Below are 16,227 nucleotides of genomic sequence, written 5' to 3' on the forward strand. Positions count from 1 at the left end.
AGAAGTTTGAAGAAAAGAAAGATATTTTGGCAACGAAAGAAGACCTCGCAAATCTCAGAACTGATTTAATGGTTGAGATAGAGAAAACACGATCGGATATCATCAAATGGATGTTTTTGTTCTGGATCGGTCAATTAGCATCGCTGATAGCCATACTGCAGATATTTTTTAAAAAATAAGAGTTAGCTTTATAAGCAGGCAACTATTTTTCTTTTAGCACTACAACTTTTTCTTCTTCCACCTCTTTAATCTTTGACTCAGCCCCCTGCTCAAGACCCTTAACCGCATAGATCGCAACAGGCTGTTCTTTCCCTTTAACAACCACCTTTTCGAGCCCTGTTACTTCGGTACGCCATAGTTTTCCTGTTGTGATTAACTCCTTTATCTTATTCATAGTAAATTCCGTCATCAGGATATGCACATTATACTTCTTTGTAAGCCCTTCTACCCTTGAGCCTAAATTCACATGGTCTCCAATGACAGTATAGTCCATCTTCTTGCCTTCTGCGCCGATATTTCCTACAAGCACCTCGCCTGTGTTTATTCCAATCCCGCAATCAAGAACAGGCTTGCCTTCGGACTGCCATTTCTGCTGGAGTTCTTCGAGTCTTTTAACCATATTCAATGCACATTTGATGGCAAGCTCAGCATGGTTTTCCTGTTTCATTGGCGCACCCCAGAATGCGAGAATTGCATCGCCGATGAATTTATCCAGAGTTCCTTCCCATTTAAATACAATCTCTGTCATTTCACCGAGGTACTCATTGAGTATGGAAACAACCTCTTCAGGTGAATGCTTTTCGGATAAGGATGTAAATCCCCTTACATCGGAGAAGAGAACTGTTATCTCTCTTCTTTCGCCGCCCAGTTTAGCCATACTTGGATTTTTGATCAGTTCATTGACTATTTTTTCTGTTACATAGCTCGAGAACATTGCCCTGATTTTTCTTGCACGCTTTTCCTCTACAGCATAGTTGTAAGCTGTAACGCTTATGAATATAAACAGTATGTTAATCGAAGGATATGCGATATTTATCCAGAGACCGTTTTTAGCAAACAGATAGTAGCCAGACAAAAGCACGAGCAGGAGAAAAATGCCTGCGATGGCCGAAGCGCCTGCTGCCTTAAACCTCGGTATCAGGATGGAAAGCAGGCATCCGGATAACAAAAGGACAATCAGGTTTGTCGATCGAGAAACACATCTGATAAACCTGTTCTCCATGATGGACGATATGACGTTTGCATGTTTTTCGACTCCGGGCATTGCAGGAGAAAAAGGAGTAACCCTTAAATCGTAAATACCCACAGCAGTTGCACCAATAAGCACTATTTTGCCCTGCAGGTCATCAGGCTTTATATTTTCTTCTATGATGTCTGATATGGAAATATGCTTGAATGTTTGTTCTGGCCCGTAGTAATGAATGAGCGACCTCCCCCATCTGTCAGTTGAAATAAATCTCTTGCCAAGTTGTATGCCCTCCGTTGCCTTTATAACAACCTTTTCATGAGGAATACCTAAATAAAAGGCTGCTGCCTGAAGCGTGATCGATGGATAGAGATGGTCTTTATATCCAATTATCAGAGACTCCCACCTCAGTGTGCCGTCACTGTCCGGGAACATATTGATATGTCCAAGCCCCATCACATTCTGTATGATCTCAGGCACAGGGATAAGAACCCTTTTCGACATGATTGGATTGTATTTATAAAACATCTCATGGTTTACAATGGATGTAAATGCAGAGCTTAAAAGGAAGTCGTTTTCAGGCAGGTCTGAATCCTTTTCAAAGTCAAAGACAACAGGCAGTATCACATTGCCTGCATCATTAATAGCTCTGCCAAGCAATGGGTCATTCTTCTCTTTTTCACTAAGGATTATGTCAAAGACAATTATTTCCGCACCCGCGTCATTTAACTTATTAACGAGTTCTGCAATCTTGTCTCTGTCCCACGGCCACCTGCCGAGCTTTTCTATGCTCTTCTCATCTATTGCTGCAATTAATACAGTGTCGGGAGGTTTAATTGTCCCCCTGACTTTAAATCTGTAATCGAGGAGCTTTTCTTCGAGTGTTTCGAGAGGGGATAGTTTGAGAAGCATTAATACTATCGTAAATGTCGTAATGGAAAGTCCGATGAGAATTCCTAACTTGCCCTTTTTTACTATTTCCATAATGTTTTAAACTCTAAATCCCAAGAAAACAAATTCCAAATCCGAATTTCGAAATTCGAATTTATGATTTAGTGATTGCAATTCAAACGGTTCTATCCCTCTGCCAGGGTGGTTGATACGACCTCTTCGATGGTGCTGACGCCTGTCAAAGCCTTTTCTATTGCGTCCTGCCTCAGCGTCCTCATGCCTGTTTCAATGGCTGTTTTTCTCAATTCTTCTGTTGAGGCGCCTTTTATCAAAAGGCTCCGTAAGCTTTTGTTCATTGCGAGCACCTCATAAACTCCTGAACGGCCTTTATATCCTGTTCCTTCGCAGGCTTCGCAACCCTTGCCCTTGTAAAGGGTCGTTCCTGGTTTTATGTCGCCCCTTGACATCTCCACCTCTTCATCGGTGACAATATAAGACTCCTTGCACTTTTTGCATATCCTCCTCATAAGCCTCTGAGCGCATACAAGAAGCAAAGAGTCTGCAACAAGGTATGACTCTATGCCCATCTCTGTGAGTCTTGTAATAGTACCTATGGCATCATTTGTGTGAAGGGTCGAAAAAACGAGATGTCCTGTAAGGGATGCCTCCACTGCAGTCTTTGCTGTTTCAAGGTCTCTGATTTCTCCTATCAGGATAATATCGGGGTCGTGCCTCATAAATGCCCTTATCGCCTTTGCAAATGTATAGCCTACAGGAGGGTTTATATTGCTCTGTATAATCTGCCCTCCGAGTGTATATTCCACAGGGTCTTCCGCAGTGACTATCTTTACATTCGGTGTATCCATGGATTTCAGGGCAGCATAGAGGGCTGTTGTCTTTCCGCTTCCTGTAGGACCCACATGGAGGATAATGCCGTATGGAGAAGCTATTGCCTCTTTATACAATTTCATATTGTGTTCGTTGAATCCGAGCATCTCGAGGGAGAGGATGGAACTCTTCTTGTCCAATATCCTCATTACTATGTCCTCTCCGTGGGGTGTCGGTACCGTTGAAACACGGAGGTCTATCTCCACAGCGGGGTTATACTTGGTAAAATCTATCCTGCCGTCCTGAGGCTGCCGCCTCTCGTCTATCCTCATGTCGGACATTATCTTAAATCTCGTAATCAGGGCGTCCTGCGCATATCTCGGCACGCGCATTACTTCTGTCAGTTCTCCGTCTATCCGGTATCTGATTCGCAGATGGTCTATTGCAGGCTCAAGATGTATGTCGCTCGTCCTTTTTTGGAATGCCTCCTCCACTATCTTATTTGCAAGCATTACAATGGGCGCGCTGTTTTCCGTGGCATCCTCCCGTGCAACTTCCGCTACCTCTATCTTGGGTCTGTAAGTCTCTGCCAACTGGGATAGTATGTTTCCCATTCCGACTTCATCCTTTGGTATTGCATAGAATTTCTCTATGGCTGAGAAGAGTTGTTTTGATGTGGTCATGACGACCTTGGAGTCTTTTATCCTGAACTTTGAATCCCTGTAAAGACGAATAACCTCGTCCAGTGCCATGAAATCCCTGGGCTCAACCATGGCAATGGTCAGAACTTCGTCTTCGTATTTTACAGGAACTACTTTATAATTTTTTGCATAGGCAGGCTTTATATGTTTTAATAAATCAAGGGGCGGCTGTGGATAGGATGACAGGTCAACGAATTCATAGCCGAGATATTCTGCCTTAATGGCAGCTATCTTTTCCTCGGAAAACCCCGACTCCAGCAGGAGTTGTTCAAGGCTCTTCTTCTCCCTTGTTATTTTCGTAAGAAGCTCCTGCAGCTTCTCTTTTGTCAGGAGACCTCTTTCTATGAGCAGTTCTTCAAAGCTTTTTCCTGCCGGTCTTTTAAACGCCACTATACCCTTGTAAAGATGAGTATCAATTTTTTTACCTTTCCTTTTTCATCGAGGTATGGAATAATCTTTACCTCAAGCACTTCAAGCAATGCTGCCATTTTAAATCCATAGGAAATGGACTCATTCACCTTTTCCTCAAGCTGTGTGTTGGCAAAGTTTGGGAAAAGCTCGAAGAAATACTCTCCCACCATGGCATCGGTGGAGTATCGCATGCCGCTCATTACTTCTAAGAACTTGTTTGCGGAAATGATCCGCTTCTTTGTATCGAGGATGCAGATTCCTTCTTCTATATCATCGATAATGTACTCCCTGAGTTTTTTCTCTTCCTCAATGGTCTGGTATGAAAGGGCATTATTTACCGCGATACCCAGAAGAAATGCGAGCTGTTCCATCATGCTGACATCCTGCTCAGAGAAGCCGTCTGGTTTATTAAGCGCCTGAAACACCCCTACAACTTCGCCCTTTGCCTTTACAGGGATTGCCAGCACACTCCTTGTCCTATATCCGCTCTTTTCATCCCATCTCCTGTCAAAGCACAATCCGCTGTCTACGGACTTTAATTCTCCCTCGTCATAGGCGTCTTTTATATTCAAGACCGTTCCTGTCGTGGATGAATAGCCTGCAAGGCTGCTCCGGGTGATTGGAACCCTTATTTCTACGAGGTTGTCTGCCTGGAGGACTTTTGAATACAATTCGTTGTTGTCCTTATCGACTAAAAAAAGGGTGCATCTGTCAGCACCGAGGAGGATCTTTATCTCTTTGACAACGGTTGTGAGCACTTCATCGATATTGAGGGTAGAAAGAACGGTATTCAGGATGTCAAAAAACTTTTCTGTCTTTAATGAAAGTTGCTCCATCACAACTCCTTTTCAATATTGACTAATTATACCAGAACTTAAGGCTTTTTCCACTTATCCTTATCGCTGGATCACGGTTCTAAATGGAAAGATATTGGACGATTTTGCTATACTCAAAAATATCAAGTTATTGAGCAATTAAGTTATTGAGTAATTGAATAGAATTCTTTTATCTTTAATTGCTTAATTACTAATTACCTAATTACTAATGAATGGAGGTTTTATGGAAAAATATAAGTTCAATACTATAGAAGAGGCCCTCGAAGACATAGCAAAGGGCATGATGGTCATCCTCGTTGATGACGAAGACAGGGAAAACGAGGGCGACCTCTGCATGGCTGCTGAAAAGATTACGCCGGAAGCCATAAACTTCATGGCAAAGCATGGCAGGGGGCTTATATGTCTTTCTTTAACGCCTCAGAGGGTTGAAGATCTAAAGCTGCCGATGATGACCGATGCCAACACATCGTCATTCGGCACTGCATTTACAGTATCCATTGAGGCTAAAAAGGGCGTTACAACAGGGATATCCGCCCATGACAGGGCAGTTACCATCCTCACAGCCATAAACCCCCAGACAAAGCCTGAAGACATCGCAAGGCCAGGACATGTATTTCCACTCAGGGCAAAGCCCGGAGGAGTTCTGCAGCGGGCAGGGCAGACCGAGGGCTCTGTTGATCTTGCCAGGCTTGCAGGACTATATCCCGCTGGGGTTATATGCGAGATAATGAATGATGACGGGACAATGGCACGGGTTCCGCAACTGATGGAGTTTGCAGAAAGACATCGCATGAAAATCATAACAGTAAAAGACATCATTCAGTACAGGATGAGGACAGAGAGGCTTGTAAGGAGGGTTGCTACTGTCCAGATGCCCACGGAATACGGAGGTGACTTTACAGCCATAGCATACGCCAATGATGTTGATCCCAATGTCCACATAGCACTTGTGAAAGGAGAAATCAAGCCAGAGGATAAAGTGCTTGTGAGAGTTCATTCCGAATGCCTCACAGGCGATGTTTTCGGATCGAAGAGGTGCGACTGCGGAGACCAGTTGCACAAGGCAATGGAGATGATAAGGAAAGACGGCAAGGGCGTCATACTTTATATGAGACAGGAAGGGCGGGGCATAGGCCTTGCCAATAAACTGAAGGCTTACGAGCTTCAGGACAAAGGGCTCGATACTGTTGAGGCCAATATCAAACTCGGTTTTAAGCCCGACCTGCGGGACTATGGAATAGGCGCCCAGATACTTGTTGATCTCGGCGTTAGAAAGATGAAACTCATGACAAACAACCCCAAAAAGATAATAGGACTTGAAGGCTATGGGCTTAAGGTTGTTGAAAGGGTATCGGTAGAATCAAGTCCCCACGATAAAAACATCGTCTATCTGAAAACAAAGAAGAAGAAATTAGGGCATATTCTGGAGAATGTCTAACAATAGTCGTTGGCGCGCCTGAGAGGATTCGAACCTCCGACCCTCGGCTCCGGAGGCCGATGCTCTAATCCACTGAGCTACAGGCGCAAATTCGTTATCCGTAATGCGTTATCGGTAATGGGTAAAAGGCTTTTAACTATATAATAAAAACTCATTACGCTTTACTCATCACGATTTTTGGGGTGGGCGACGGGGATTGAACCCGCAACCACTGGAGCCACAGTCCAGTGCTCTGCCATTGAGCTACGCCCACCGTTCGTATATGGCGCGCCTGAAGGGATTCGAACCCCTGGCCCACTGCTTAGAAGGCAGTTGCTCTATCCAACTGAGCTACAGGCGCATGGTCGGGGCGAGAGGATTCGAACCTCCGACCCCCTGCGCCCAAGGCAGGTGCGCTAGCCAGGCTGCGCTACGCCCCGTAAAGATTTAGAATACTAAAATGCCTTGATAAAAGTCAATTTTGAGCGCAACTACTATACCTGGATAGGTTTTTATAGCTGTTAAATGTTAAAATAAGCAAATAATTTTTGGAGGAATCAGATGTTAAGCATGAAACATGTGGAGCCGGTGAGGCTTTCGCTGGATACAAAATTCAAGTTCAGGTGCCATAAAGACATAGGCTGCTTTACAAAGTGCTGCAGCAATATCAATATAATGTTAACCCCATATGATATCGTGAGACTAAAAAACAGGCTGGGCATATCATCAGGCGAATTTTTGGCTAACCATACCTATGTAGAGATAGACGAGAAAACATCCCACCCCTTTGTATTTCTGAAAATGAGTGAAGATGCAGAAAGGAAGTGCCCCTTTGTAACGTCTGAGGGGTGCAACATATACACAGACAGACCTGCAAACTGCAGATACTATCCTGTTGGACAGGCTTCCTTGAAGAAGATGGATGATAAGATAAATGAACCAATCACCGAGGAGTTCTATTTCCTTATAAAGGAGCCCCACTGCCTCGGCTTCAACGAAGATTCGGAATGGACGATAAAGAGCTGGAGGGACGATCAGGGAGTTGACGTCTATGACGATATGAACAGGGGATGGAAAGATATCCTGTTCAGAAGAAATCTCCCCGGCCATTCGTTGGATGAAAAGAAACAAAAGGCATTTTATATGGCCTGCTACGATGTCGACAGATTCAGGAGGTTTGTGTTCGAGAGCAAGTTCCTTGAGGTGTTTGATATAGATGAAAAGACCTTAGAAAGAATAAAAAATGACGAGACCGAATTGATGAAATTCGGGTTTGAATACACGAAGTATATACTGATGATGGAAGAGACGCTGAAAACAAAGAAGTAACACTCCATTACTCCACTCTATACCGTGCTTTTAGCTGCCCGCAGGCAGCGAGGATATCCTGCCCCTTACTCTTTCTTATTAAGGCAGTGATATGGCCTTTGATGAGTATCTTCTGGAAGTTTAAAACCCGCGCATCCTCTGGCCTCTCAAACTCGGAACCTTCATAGGGATTGAATGGTATGAGATTTAACTTTGATGGTATCCCTTTCAAAAGATTTATGAGCCTTTTTGCATCTTCAGGCGTATCATTGATATTTTTCAGCATTACATATTCGAAGGTTATCCTTCTCCTCGCAGGCAGGGGGAATTTACGGCATGCAGTTAACAATTCTTTGAGGGGATAGGTTTTATTTATGGGCATTATATAGTCCCTCTCCTCATCTGTTGTCGCATTCAGTGATATAGCCAGATTCACCGCAGGCGCTTTTTTCGGAAGCTCAAGAATCTTTGGAACAATGCCGGATGTGGAAAGGGTTATTCTCCTCGGAGATATTTTCATAAATTCTGTGATCCTCCATAATGCATCTACAACATTATCAAAATTTGACAGAGGCTCTCCCATGCCCATTAATACGATGTTTGTGATTTGTCTTGGTTTTATAGTTCTACTTACAGATATTATCTGATCGACAATTTCATGCGATTTGAGATTTCTCTTAAGCCCCAATTTGCCTGTAAGACAGAATCTGCAATCCATTGCACAGCCTGCCTGCGATGAAATACAGAGGGTTAATCGGTCTTCATCAGGAATAAGAACACTTTCTATGGTCTCAGCGTCTTCAAGGCCAAAAAGGAATTTCTCTGTACCGTCTTCAGAAACCTGTCTGCCAAGCAGTTCAAGATTGCTTATGTATGCATTCTCCGAAAGTTTTTCTCTCAGGTCTTTTGATAGTTCCGTAATCTCATGGATCGAACCGGCATATTTTTCGTATATCCAGTGCAGGATCTGTTTTGCCCTGAAGGAAGGAAGGCCTAATTCTTTAATGAATGATTCCAATTCCTGTTTTGATAAGGCCTTGAGGTTGATTTTTTTCATTACATATTATAACAGCTTTCTGTGGACAGAGAATTTGACAAGTCCGAAATCATCTGATATAGATTATTTATCTTCTAATGCTCATTTACAGGCTCAAAAGCTCAGGACAGAGGAAGCCTGATGGCTGAACCGGACAAGGCCATTGGAGAATATGGCGAGACGAACGAGCAGAGAGATATTCGCATAGACCGGTATAAGACCATTATCGGAGAGGGTTTTATCGATTATGACGCAGATGCATGGTTTAAGGAGGCTGTCAGCAAAAGGATAGATTTTTTTTAAGTGGAACTACAAATCAAAGGAGAATTTTCAGGAAAGCCGCTGGTTTAAATTCCATGAGGCGGTTAAGGCCCATCAAAAAGAAGCAAAGGACGTGGTGCTCAAGCCGGTCTTTGATAGTATGGAGCTTAAAAATTTATGAAGATAGACATGCACTTTCATTTTACGGGCAATGGCAAGGACATCGATAATATTGAAGATGATGTTTATTTCAATCCCGATGATAACAACCTCTTTTTTACAAGGGTCCTATATAATCTGGTCACGGATGGGCGCACCTTCCTTATGTAACGGCTGACGTGGATGTGGAGGAATATATCCGGATACAAAAAACAAAAAATCCCCTCGACAAGGATGTGCGGATCAAGCGCGCCTGCGGTTTTCCGGACACAATAATCGAAGGCGCTGAGAAGGTGATCAGGCTGCCTGAAAGATTGTAGAATGTATGCCCTTAAATTCTCTGTTATAATAAAAAAGTTAGATGGGAGGCTGCAATGAAAATAAAGGCAACCATTGAATTATGGCAGAAAGGGAAAGTGGTGTATAGCCAAAGTGCCTGAATTGGACTTTGTTGCACAGGGGAAAACTATTGAAGAGGCAAAAGCACATCTTGAAGAGGTCATGAGGATTCAATTTGCCGAGATGAGAGAGATGGGAACGCTTGAAGACTATCTTGCCGAATGCGGGTTTATCATTCAGGACGATACCATTATGCCTGAAAATGAAATCGTTGGATTCGAGAAACAGGTGCTTCAGGTCGCTTAATGCCGAGGATATTCCCTACAGATTGGAAAACTCAGTTAAAGATTTTTGAATTATACGGCTGTAAATACAAACGAAAAGAAGGCTCACACCATGTTTTAACCTGCCCTGGTGCAAAAGAGCGAATATTTTAAGCAAAGATAAGTCTTTCACCTTTAGGCTCAGGTATGGGATCGCCAAACTCCTTAGCGGTATCAAGCCATAATTGAATTGCTTCTTTAGCATTTTTTAATGCCTTTTCAGGAGTTTCTCCATGAGCCATACAGCCGGGGAGTTCAGGCACTTCCGCTATAAAAGCATTGTCTTCATTGCTCCAGTAAATAATAATCTCATATTTATACATCAATTGTCCCTCCGAGTTTATATTTTACTAAATATTCCTTACTTGTTTAACCTGATAAGCTTTTGCCATGTTGCCATCACGCTGAAGATTAATTTTTTCTATAATCATTTCTTTTCTGAATATGTGATGGCTGCCTTTAACCCTCATATCGAAACCCAAATGTTTTAGCAGCCTGCATAAATCTTCAAATTGAATATTTGCATCTGAGGTACCGCTTAAAATTTTCAGTAAAAGCTTTTCATATTTACTCATTGATACATTTTACCAGAAATTAAGATTTTTCTTTTTCTATTGTCTACGCCTGAAATCGGTTTATAAAAACAGAAATGGGTCAAGAGGGTCAGGTCTGCTACTTATTTTGATTATTATGTGTTATTTTCAAAATCCTTCTTCCATTTATTGATTGCTTCCTTTACCTGCTTTGACTTAGCCCAGTGAGTACGGCCAAAGTAATCACTTATGCCTATATGGGACCATCCGTTTTTCAACATGCGCTTTGCATCATAAGGAAAGAGAAGATCAAATTTTGCTCCAACCTCCAGCTTATAAGGCAACTGGCCACTTAATGGGTTTGTATAGTCATGTATAACTACGGCATATTTTTCTTTGCGTAATAGCCACCTCCACCATGAACTATCTTTCATCTGTACCATGCTGAGGGTGACAGAACCCGGGCCATGATTGGTCGCTGTAATGTTTACATATTCTGGTCGAGATGGATTCCCCTCTTGAATTAGAGTTCTGACCCCAAAGCCGATTTTTATTTTAGCTTTAAGAACTACATCGCGATAGATATTCCATCCAAGCGAAAGACCTGCTATTGCAACTGAAATAATACTAATGAGTATCGCAAGTTCTGCTGATGTCATTTCTATTTATAGATAATATCCATTTTTATATTTATTTGCATTTGATAACATTTTATCCGGCAGGCACTATGCAGTCAAGTTTTTGATTCTATAGTGTTGTTTGTGGGGAGAGGAAATATCGATAACTATTCAGATGAAGATAAAAAGGGGGGGCTTGTATCCCCCCTTTTTTGAGGTTTAATTATGTCCCCATCTCCCAGCTCTGGAGATATTTTTTCTGTTCAGGAGTGAGGGTATCAACCTTAATGCCCATTGCCTTTAATTTAAGGCGAGCTATTTCTTTATCTATCTTTTCAGGCACGCTGTAAACTGTCTTTTGGAGTTTCTTTGCATTCTTCACCATATACTCAACGCACAATGCCTGGTTTGCAAAGCTCATATCCATAACTGCTGATGGATGTCCCTCTGCAGCAGCGAGATTGATGAGCCTTCCCTCGCCCAGGAGATAAATGCGTCTGCCGTTTTTGAGGGTATATTCTTCTACATAGTCCCTAATAATCCTCTTTGCCTTTGACATCTTCTGAAGGCTTTCAATGTCGATCTCAACATTAAAGTGTCCTGTATTGCAGACTATTGCTCCATCCTTCATAACCGAAAAACACTCCTTTGAGATGACATTTATGTTTCCTGTTGCAGTAACGAATATGTCTCCGATCCTTGAAGCCTCCTTTATGGACATTACCTCATAGCCATCCATTGTTGCCTCAAGCGCCTTTAATGGGTCAACCTCTGTAATAATTACCCTTGCGCCGTGTCCTTTGGCCCTCATGGCAACTCCCCTTCCGCACCAGCCATAACCAGCTATAACGAATACAGAGCCTGCAATCAATCTATTGGTTGCCCTGATTATTCCGTCCATTGTGCTCTGGCCCGTGCCGTAGCGGTTGTCAAAGAGATGTTTTGTATAGGCATCATTCACAGCAATTATGGGATATTGAAGGGCTCCGTCAGCAGCCATTGCCTTAAGCCTTATCACCCCGGTTGTTGTCTCTTCTGTGCCTCCGATAACATATTTAAGAAGCGCCTTTTCTTCTTTGTGGAGTGTGGATACAACATCGGCTCCGTCATCCATAGTTATCTGAGGTTTAATGGACAGAGAGTCCTTGATATGCCTGTAATATGTCTTTGTGTCCTCGCCTTTTATTGCAAAGACCGATATGCCCGAATTCTTCACAAGGGATGCTGCCACATCATCCTGTGTGCTTAATGGATTGGATGCGCAGAGCGATATCTCGGCTCCGCCTGCCTTGAGCGTCTCCATGAGATTTGCGGTTTCTGTTGTAACATGAAGGCACGCGGTAACCCTGATGCCCATAAGGGGTTTTTCTTTCTTAAACCTTTCGGTGATGCTTTTTAAAACAGGCATCTCATGTGCAGCCCACTCTATGCGCAGCTTGCCTTTGTTTGCCAGACCGAGATCTTTTACATGATGCTTTACCATCTATCCTCCTATGCGCCTACAGCTTTCTTTAATGTTGCTGCCATGTCTGTCTTTTCCCACGTGAATCCTTCCTCGTTCCTTCCGAAATGGCCGTAGGCCGCTGTCTTTTTGTATATTGGTTTTCTGAGATCGAGCTTTGTGATAATACCCTTTGGCGTCATATCAAAGTTTTTCACTATGAGTTTTGATATCTCTGAATCGGCTATTTTGCCTGTACCAAATGTGTCTACAAAAACAGATACAGGCTCAGGCACACCAATGGCATAGGCAAGCTGTATCTCGCATCTCGCTGCTATCCCTGATGCTACAATATTCTTGGCAATATACCTTGCCATGTAGGATGCGGACCTGTCGACCTTTGAAGGGTCTTTGCCCGAGAAGCATCCGCCGCCGTGGCTTCCGACTCCGCCGTATGTATCGACTATAATCTTTCTGCCTGTCAATCCCGTATCAGCCTGGGGGCCGCCAATGACAAATCTCCCTGTTGGGTTAATGTGATAGACAACACTCTCCTCATCGAGAAGCTCCGGAGGAATGACAGGCTTTATGACCTTTTCTATGATATCCTCCCTCATCTCTTTTAAAGTGATGTCAGGGCTGTGCTGGGATGATATGACAATCGTGCGTACTTTGTAAGGTTTGCCGTCTTTGTACTCAATGGATACCTGTGATTTGCCGTCAGGACGGAGATATCCGAGGACATCCTTCTTTCTCACCTCTGTTAATTTCCTCGTAAGCTTGTGTGCAAGCATAATGGTCATGGGCATTAGTTCAGGTGTTTCATCGCAGGCAAACCCGAACATCAAGCCCTGGTCCCCAGCCCCTCCGACATCAACACCCATAGCAATATCAGGGGACTGCTTGTCGATGGATGTAATTACTGCACAGGTCTCATAATCAAAACCATACTTAGCCTTTGTATAACCGATATCCTTTATTGTCTCTCTGACTATGTCGGGTATATGAACATAACAACTGGTTGTTATTTCTCCTGCAACAAATGCCAGCCCTGTTGTGACAAGGCATTCGCAGGCAACCCTCGCTATAGGGTCTTGAGCCAGAATCGCATCCAGTATTGCATCAGATATCTGGTCTGCAATCTTGTCAGGATGCCCTTCTGTAACCGACTCAGAAGTAAATAGAAAATCCCTGCCATTTGTGGCGTTCTTTGCCATGGCTCACCTCCAAAATTTATTTGACTAATTCTTCTGCTATCTGCACTGCATTTAATGCCGCGCCTTTTCTTAAGTTATCCGAAACAACCCACATGTTTATTCCATTATCGATTGACTCGTCTTCCCTGATCCTTCCAACATAAACAGGGTCCTTGCCGGCCACCTCGATTGGCAAGGGATACACATTTTTTTCAGGTGCATCGAATACCACAATGCCCTGCGCCTTTGAAAGTATGGAGCGCACTTCATTGGACGTTATCTTCTTTTCGGTCTCTATATTTACGGACTCCGAATGTCCCCTGAATACAGGCACTCTTACGGTTGTTGCAGTAACTCTTATAGAAGTGTCTCCCATTATCTTTTTGGTCTCGTTAACCATCTTCATCTCTTCTTTTGTGTAGCCGTTTTCAAGGAACTTATCTATATGTGGCAGCACATTAAATGCTATCTGGTGCGGGTAGACATTTTTCTGTATCTCCCTGAAGTTCAACATGTCTGTTGTCTGCTGCAAAAGTTCATCTATCGCCTTTTTGCCTGTTCCAGATACTGCCTGAAATGTTGTAACCACGACCCTCTTTATCCTTACAGCATCGTGTATTGGCTTTAATGCAACTACCATTTGTATGGTTGAGCAGTTTGGGTTTGCAATGATTCCCTTATGCCACTTGAGGTCATGTGCATTCACCTCAGGGACAACAAGGGGAACTTCAGGGTCCATCCTCCACTGGCTTGAATTGTCGACAACCACACACCCTGATTTTGCTGCAATGGGCGCCCATATCTTTGACCTTTCAGCACCAGCAGAGAACAATGCAATGTCTATCCCCTTGAATGAATCCTCTTTCAGGCTTTCCACAGGGATTTCGCTGCCTTCGAACTGGAGCGTCTTTCCTTCAGACCTTTCTGATGCAAAGAGCCTGAGTTTTTCTACAGGAAATTTCCTCTCCTCCAGCACAGCAATCATCTCATTGCCCACTGCACCGGTAGCGCCAACAACAGCTACTACATACTTATCTTTCTTCTTTAACATCTTCTTGCTCCTTTACTTCTCTTTATCCTAAATTACAATTTGCTTACATAATTTGCGACTAAGTCTCCAACTTCTGTGGTCGAAAGTCCCATCTTTCCTGCTGCAAGGCTCTTAATGTGTTTGCCTGTCACTTCCATGACCGCTTTTTCGATTATTTTCCCTGCCCTGTCCTCTCCGAGGTGCTCAAGCATCATGCCTCCTGCGCATATCGCTGCCAGTGGATTGATGATATTTTTACCCTTGTATTTTGGTGCAGAGCCACCTATAGGCTCAAACATGGAAACGCCTTCAGGATTTATATTCCCTCCTGCGGCAATACCCATGCCTCCCTGTATCATTGCACCCAGATCGGTAATGATATCGCCAAACATATTATCCGTGACTATCACATCAAACCATTCAGGGTTTTTCACAAACCACATGGTTATGGCATCTACATGTGCGTAATCAACCTCTATCTCGGAATATTCCCTTGCAACCTCATAAAATGTCCTTTCCCACAGATCAAAGGCATATGTGAGAACATTGGTCTTTCCGCATAAGGTGAGCTTGTTCATCTTATGTCTCTTTTTGCAGTATTCAAAGGCATACCTGATGCAACGCTCCACACCCTTTCTCGTATTTATCGACTCCTGAACAGCCACCTCGTCAGGGGTTCCTTTTTTAAGCACTCCTCCTGCGCCTGCGTAAAGCCCTTCTGTGTTCTCCCTCACAACAACAAAATCGATATGCTCAGGACCCTTGTCTTTTAAAGGGCATTCAACACCTGGATAAAGCTTGACCGGCCTCAGATTTACATACTGGTCGAGCTCAAACCTCAATCTTAATAAAATGCCCTTCTCCAGAATTCCCGGTTTAACATCAGGATGCCCTATGGCTCCAAGATATATGGCGTCGTATTTTCTGAGTTCATCGATGGCACTATCAGGAAGGGTTTCTCCTGTCCTCAAATATCTGTCGCCGCCAAAATCATAATGATTGAAATTCAGTTTAAACCCGAATCTCGATGAAGCGGCATTCAGGACCTTTATTCCCTCGGCTATAACCTCGGGACCTGTACCGTCTCCGGCTATTACCGCAATTTCAAATGATCTTTTCATGCTACAACTCCCTTTATCTTTTTCTTTGTCCAAGCAATCAAGCCTCCGGCAGCTATCAGTTCCTGCATGAATGGAGGTATTGGTTTTGCTGTATATTGTTCGCCTGTTGAAAGGTTTTTTATAACGCCATTGTCGGCATCTATCTCTACAGTATCGCCTTCTTTAATTTTCTCAGATGCCTCTTCTGATTCGAATATTGGAAGGCCTATATTAAAAGAGTTTCGGTAGAAAATCCTCGCAAAACTCTTTGCAATAACTGCCTGAACACCAGCAGCCTTTATGGCTATCGGCGCATGCTCCCTTGATGAGCCGCATCCGAAGTTCTTTCCTGCAACGATTATATCCCCGGCTTTTACTTTATTCGGGAATTCTTTATCAGCATCCTCCATTACATGCTTGGCAAGCTCATTGGGGTCGGATGTGTTGAGGTATCTCGCAGGAATGATTGCGTCTGTATCTATATCATCACCAAATCTCCATACCTTGCCTTTAAGCAGCATAAAAACCTCCATCAGCACAAGGGGGACTTTGTCCTCCCTTGTAAAATCCTCCTATATTACATGGGATTTAAGCGAATATTATAAACTTTATTA

General features: G+C 43.3%; 17 protein-coding genes and 4 tRNA genes. 5 read left to right on the forward strand and 16 right to left on the reverse strand.

All coding sequences use genetic code 11. The annotated features are described in order from the left end of the window. Positions 1–202 precede the first annotated feature (202 nt). The 3 genes from V7L97_RS03230 to V7L97_RS03240 form a co-directional block, all read right to left on the reverse strand. Positions 203–2,170: a CHASE2 domain-containing protein gene (locus tag V7L97_RS03230; RefSeq protein ID WP_333653364.1), complete on the reverse strand. Its 1,968-nt coding sequence runs from the start codon at positions 2,168–2,170 to the stop codon at positions 203–205. 92 nt (positions 2,171–2,262) lie between these two features. After that, positions 2,263–3,996 carry a GspE/PulE family protein gene (locus V7L97_RS03235; RefSeq protein WP_333653365.1) on the reverse strand — a complete coding sequence of 578 codons (1,734 nt, stop codon included), beginning with the start codon at positions 3,994–3,996 and terminating at the stop codon, positions 2,263–2,265. Next, on the reverse strand, positions 3,996–4,853 hold the full coding sequence (locus V7L97_RS03240) for a GAF domain-containing protein (RefSeq protein WP_333653367.1): 858 nt from the start codon (positions 4,851–4,853) through the stop codon (positions 3,996–3,998). The genes V7L97_RS03235 and V7L97_RS03240 overlap by 1 nt, the downstream gene beginning before the upstream one ends. A gap of 223 nt (positions 4,854–5,076) precedes the next feature. Here V7L97_RS03240 and V7L97_RS03245 point away from each other — a divergent pair, with 223 nt between their 5' ends. Beyond that, a complete protein-coding gene (locus V7L97_RS03245; protein WP_333653369.1) occupies positions 5,077–6,291 on the forward strand; it encodes a bifunctional 3,4-dihydroxy-2-butanone-4-phosphate synthase/GTP cyclohydrolase II in 1,215 nt (404 codons plus the stop codon). Between the two features lie 10 nt (positions 6,292–6,301). Here V7L97_RS03245 and V7L97_RS03250 read toward each other — a convergent pair. The 4 genes from V7L97_RS03250 to V7L97_RS03265 all read right to left on the reverse strand — a co-directional run bounded on the left by V7L97_RS03250 (position 6,302) and on the right by V7L97_RS03265 (position 6,710). Continuing rightward, a tRNA-Arg gene (locus V7L97_RS03250) sits at positions 6,302–6,378 on the reverse strand. A gap of 91 nt (positions 6,379–6,469) precedes the next feature. Continuing rightward, positions 6,470–6,544, reverse strand: a tRNA-His gene (locus tag V7L97_RS03255). Positions 6,545–6,554: 10 nt separating this feature from the next. Continuing rightward, positions 6,555–6,631, reverse strand: a tRNA-Arg gene (locus V7L97_RS03260). 1 nt (position 6,632) lies between these two features. Then, positions 6,633–6,710: transfer RNA gene (locus V7L97_RS03265), tRNA-Pro, on the reverse strand. 121 nt (positions 6,711–6,831) lie between these two features. On the opposite strand from V7L97_RS03265, the gene V7L97_RS03270 reads away from it, so the two are divergent. Beyond that, on the forward strand, positions 6,832–7,599 hold the full coding sequence (locus V7L97_RS03270; protein ID WP_333653371.1) for a YkgJ family cysteine cluster protein: 768 nt from the start codon (positions 6,832–6,834) through the stop codon (positions 7,597–7,599). A gap of 7 nt (positions 7,600–7,606) precedes the next feature. On the opposite strand, the gene rlmN is transcribed toward V7L97_RS03270, so the two are convergent. Next, positions 7,607–8,635, reverse strand: coding sequence for a 23S rRNA (adenine(2503)-C(2))-methyltransferase RlmN (gene rlmN / locus V7L97_RS03275; RefSeq protein WP_333653373.1), 1,029 nt, complete (start codon positions 8,633–8,635; stop codon positions 7,607–7,609). A 120-nt stretch (positions 8,636–8,755) separates the two neighbouring features. Here rlmN and V7L97_RS03280 point away from each other — a divergent pair, with 120 nt between their 5' ends. From V7L97_RS03280 to V7L97_RS03290, 3 genes are all read left to right on the forward strand, one after another. After that, a complete protein-coding gene (locus V7L97_RS03280; protein ID WP_333653375.1) occupies positions 8,756–8,917 on the forward strand; it encodes a hypothetical protein in 162 nt (53 codons plus the stop codon). A gap of 135 nt (positions 8,918–9,052) precedes the next feature. Further along, positions 9,053–9,205 carry a hypothetical protein gene (locus V7L97_RS03285; RefSeq protein WP_333653376.1) on the forward strand — a complete coding sequence of 51 codons (153 nt, stop codon included), beginning with the start codon at positions 9,053–9,055 and terminating at the stop codon, positions 9,203–9,205. 222 nt (positions 9,206–9,427) lie between these two features. Next, the gene (locus V7L97_RS03290; protein ID WP_333653378.1) at positions 9,428–9,679 is read left to right on the forward strand and encodes a type II toxin-antitoxin system HicB family antitoxin; all 252 of its coding nucleotides are present in this window, start codon (positions 9,428–9,430) and stop codon (positions 9,677–9,679) included. 127 nt (positions 9,680–9,806) lie between these two features. On the opposite strand, the gene V7L97_RS03295 is transcribed toward V7L97_RS03290, so the two are convergent. From V7L97_RS03295 to leuD, 8 genes are all read right to left on the reverse strand, one after another. Continuing rightward, complete coding sequence (locus V7L97_RS03295) at positions 9,807–10,019, reverse strand: type II toxin-antitoxin system HicB family antitoxin (protein ID WP_333653388.1); 213 nt, start codon at positions 10,017–10,019, stop codon at positions 9,807–9,809. Between the two features lie 27 nt (positions 10,020–10,046). After that, positions 10,047–10,271, reverse strand: a complete 225-nt coding sequence (locus V7L97_RS03300) for a type II toxin-antitoxin system HicA family toxin (RefSeq protein WP_333653379.1) — start codon at positions 10,269–10,271, stop codon at positions 10,047–10,049. A gap of 113 nt (positions 10,272–10,384) precedes the next feature. Then, the gene (locus V7L97_RS03305; RefSeq protein WP_333653380.1) at positions 10,385–10,888 is read right to left on the reverse strand and encodes a hypothetical protein; all 504 of its coding nucleotides are present in this window, start codon (positions 10,886–10,888) and stop codon (positions 10,385–10,387) included. 181 nt (positions 10,889–11,069) lie between these two features. Continuing rightward, positions 11,070–12,329: an adenosylhomocysteinase gene (gene ahcY, locus V7L97_RS03310; RefSeq protein ID WP_333653381.1), complete on the reverse strand. Its 1,260-nt coding sequence runs from the start codon at positions 12,327–12,329 to the stop codon at positions 11,070–11,072. Between the two features lie 8 nt (positions 12,330–12,337). Continuing rightward, complete coding sequence (metK, locus tag V7L97_RS03315) at positions 12,338–13,504, reverse strand: methionine adenosyltransferase (RefSeq protein ID WP_333653382.1); 1,167 nt, start codon at positions 13,502–13,504, stop codon at positions 12,338–12,340. A 16-nt stretch (positions 13,505–13,520) separates the two neighbouring features. Further along, positions 13,521–14,534, reverse strand: a complete 1,014-nt coding sequence (locus V7L97_RS03320; RefSeq protein ID WP_333653383.1) for an aspartate-semialdehyde dehydrogenase — start codon at positions 14,532–14,534, stop codon at positions 13,521–13,523. A gap of 32 nt (positions 14,535–14,566) precedes the next feature. Next, positions 14,567–15,634, reverse strand: a complete 1,068-nt coding sequence (locus tag V7L97_RS03325; RefSeq protein ID WP_333653384.1) for a 3-isopropylmalate dehydrogenase — start codon at positions 15,632–15,634, stop codon at positions 14,567–14,569. Next, positions 15,631–16,134 (reverse strand): 3-isopropylmalate dehydratase small subunit, encoded by a 504-nt coding sequence (leuD, locus tag V7L97_RS03330; protein WP_333653385.1) that lies wholly within the window; start codon positions 16,132–16,134, stop codon positions 15,631–15,633. Before leuD ends, V7L97_RS03325 begins: the two co-directional genes overlap by 4 nt. Positions 16,135–16,227 lie beyond the last annotated feature (93 nt).

It is taken from the genome of Dissulfurispira sp. (genome assembly GCF_036745535.1).
Classification (GTDB): domain Bacteria; phylum Nitrospirota; class Thermodesulfovibrionia; order Thermodesulfovibrionales; family Dissulfurispiraceae; genus Dissulfurispira.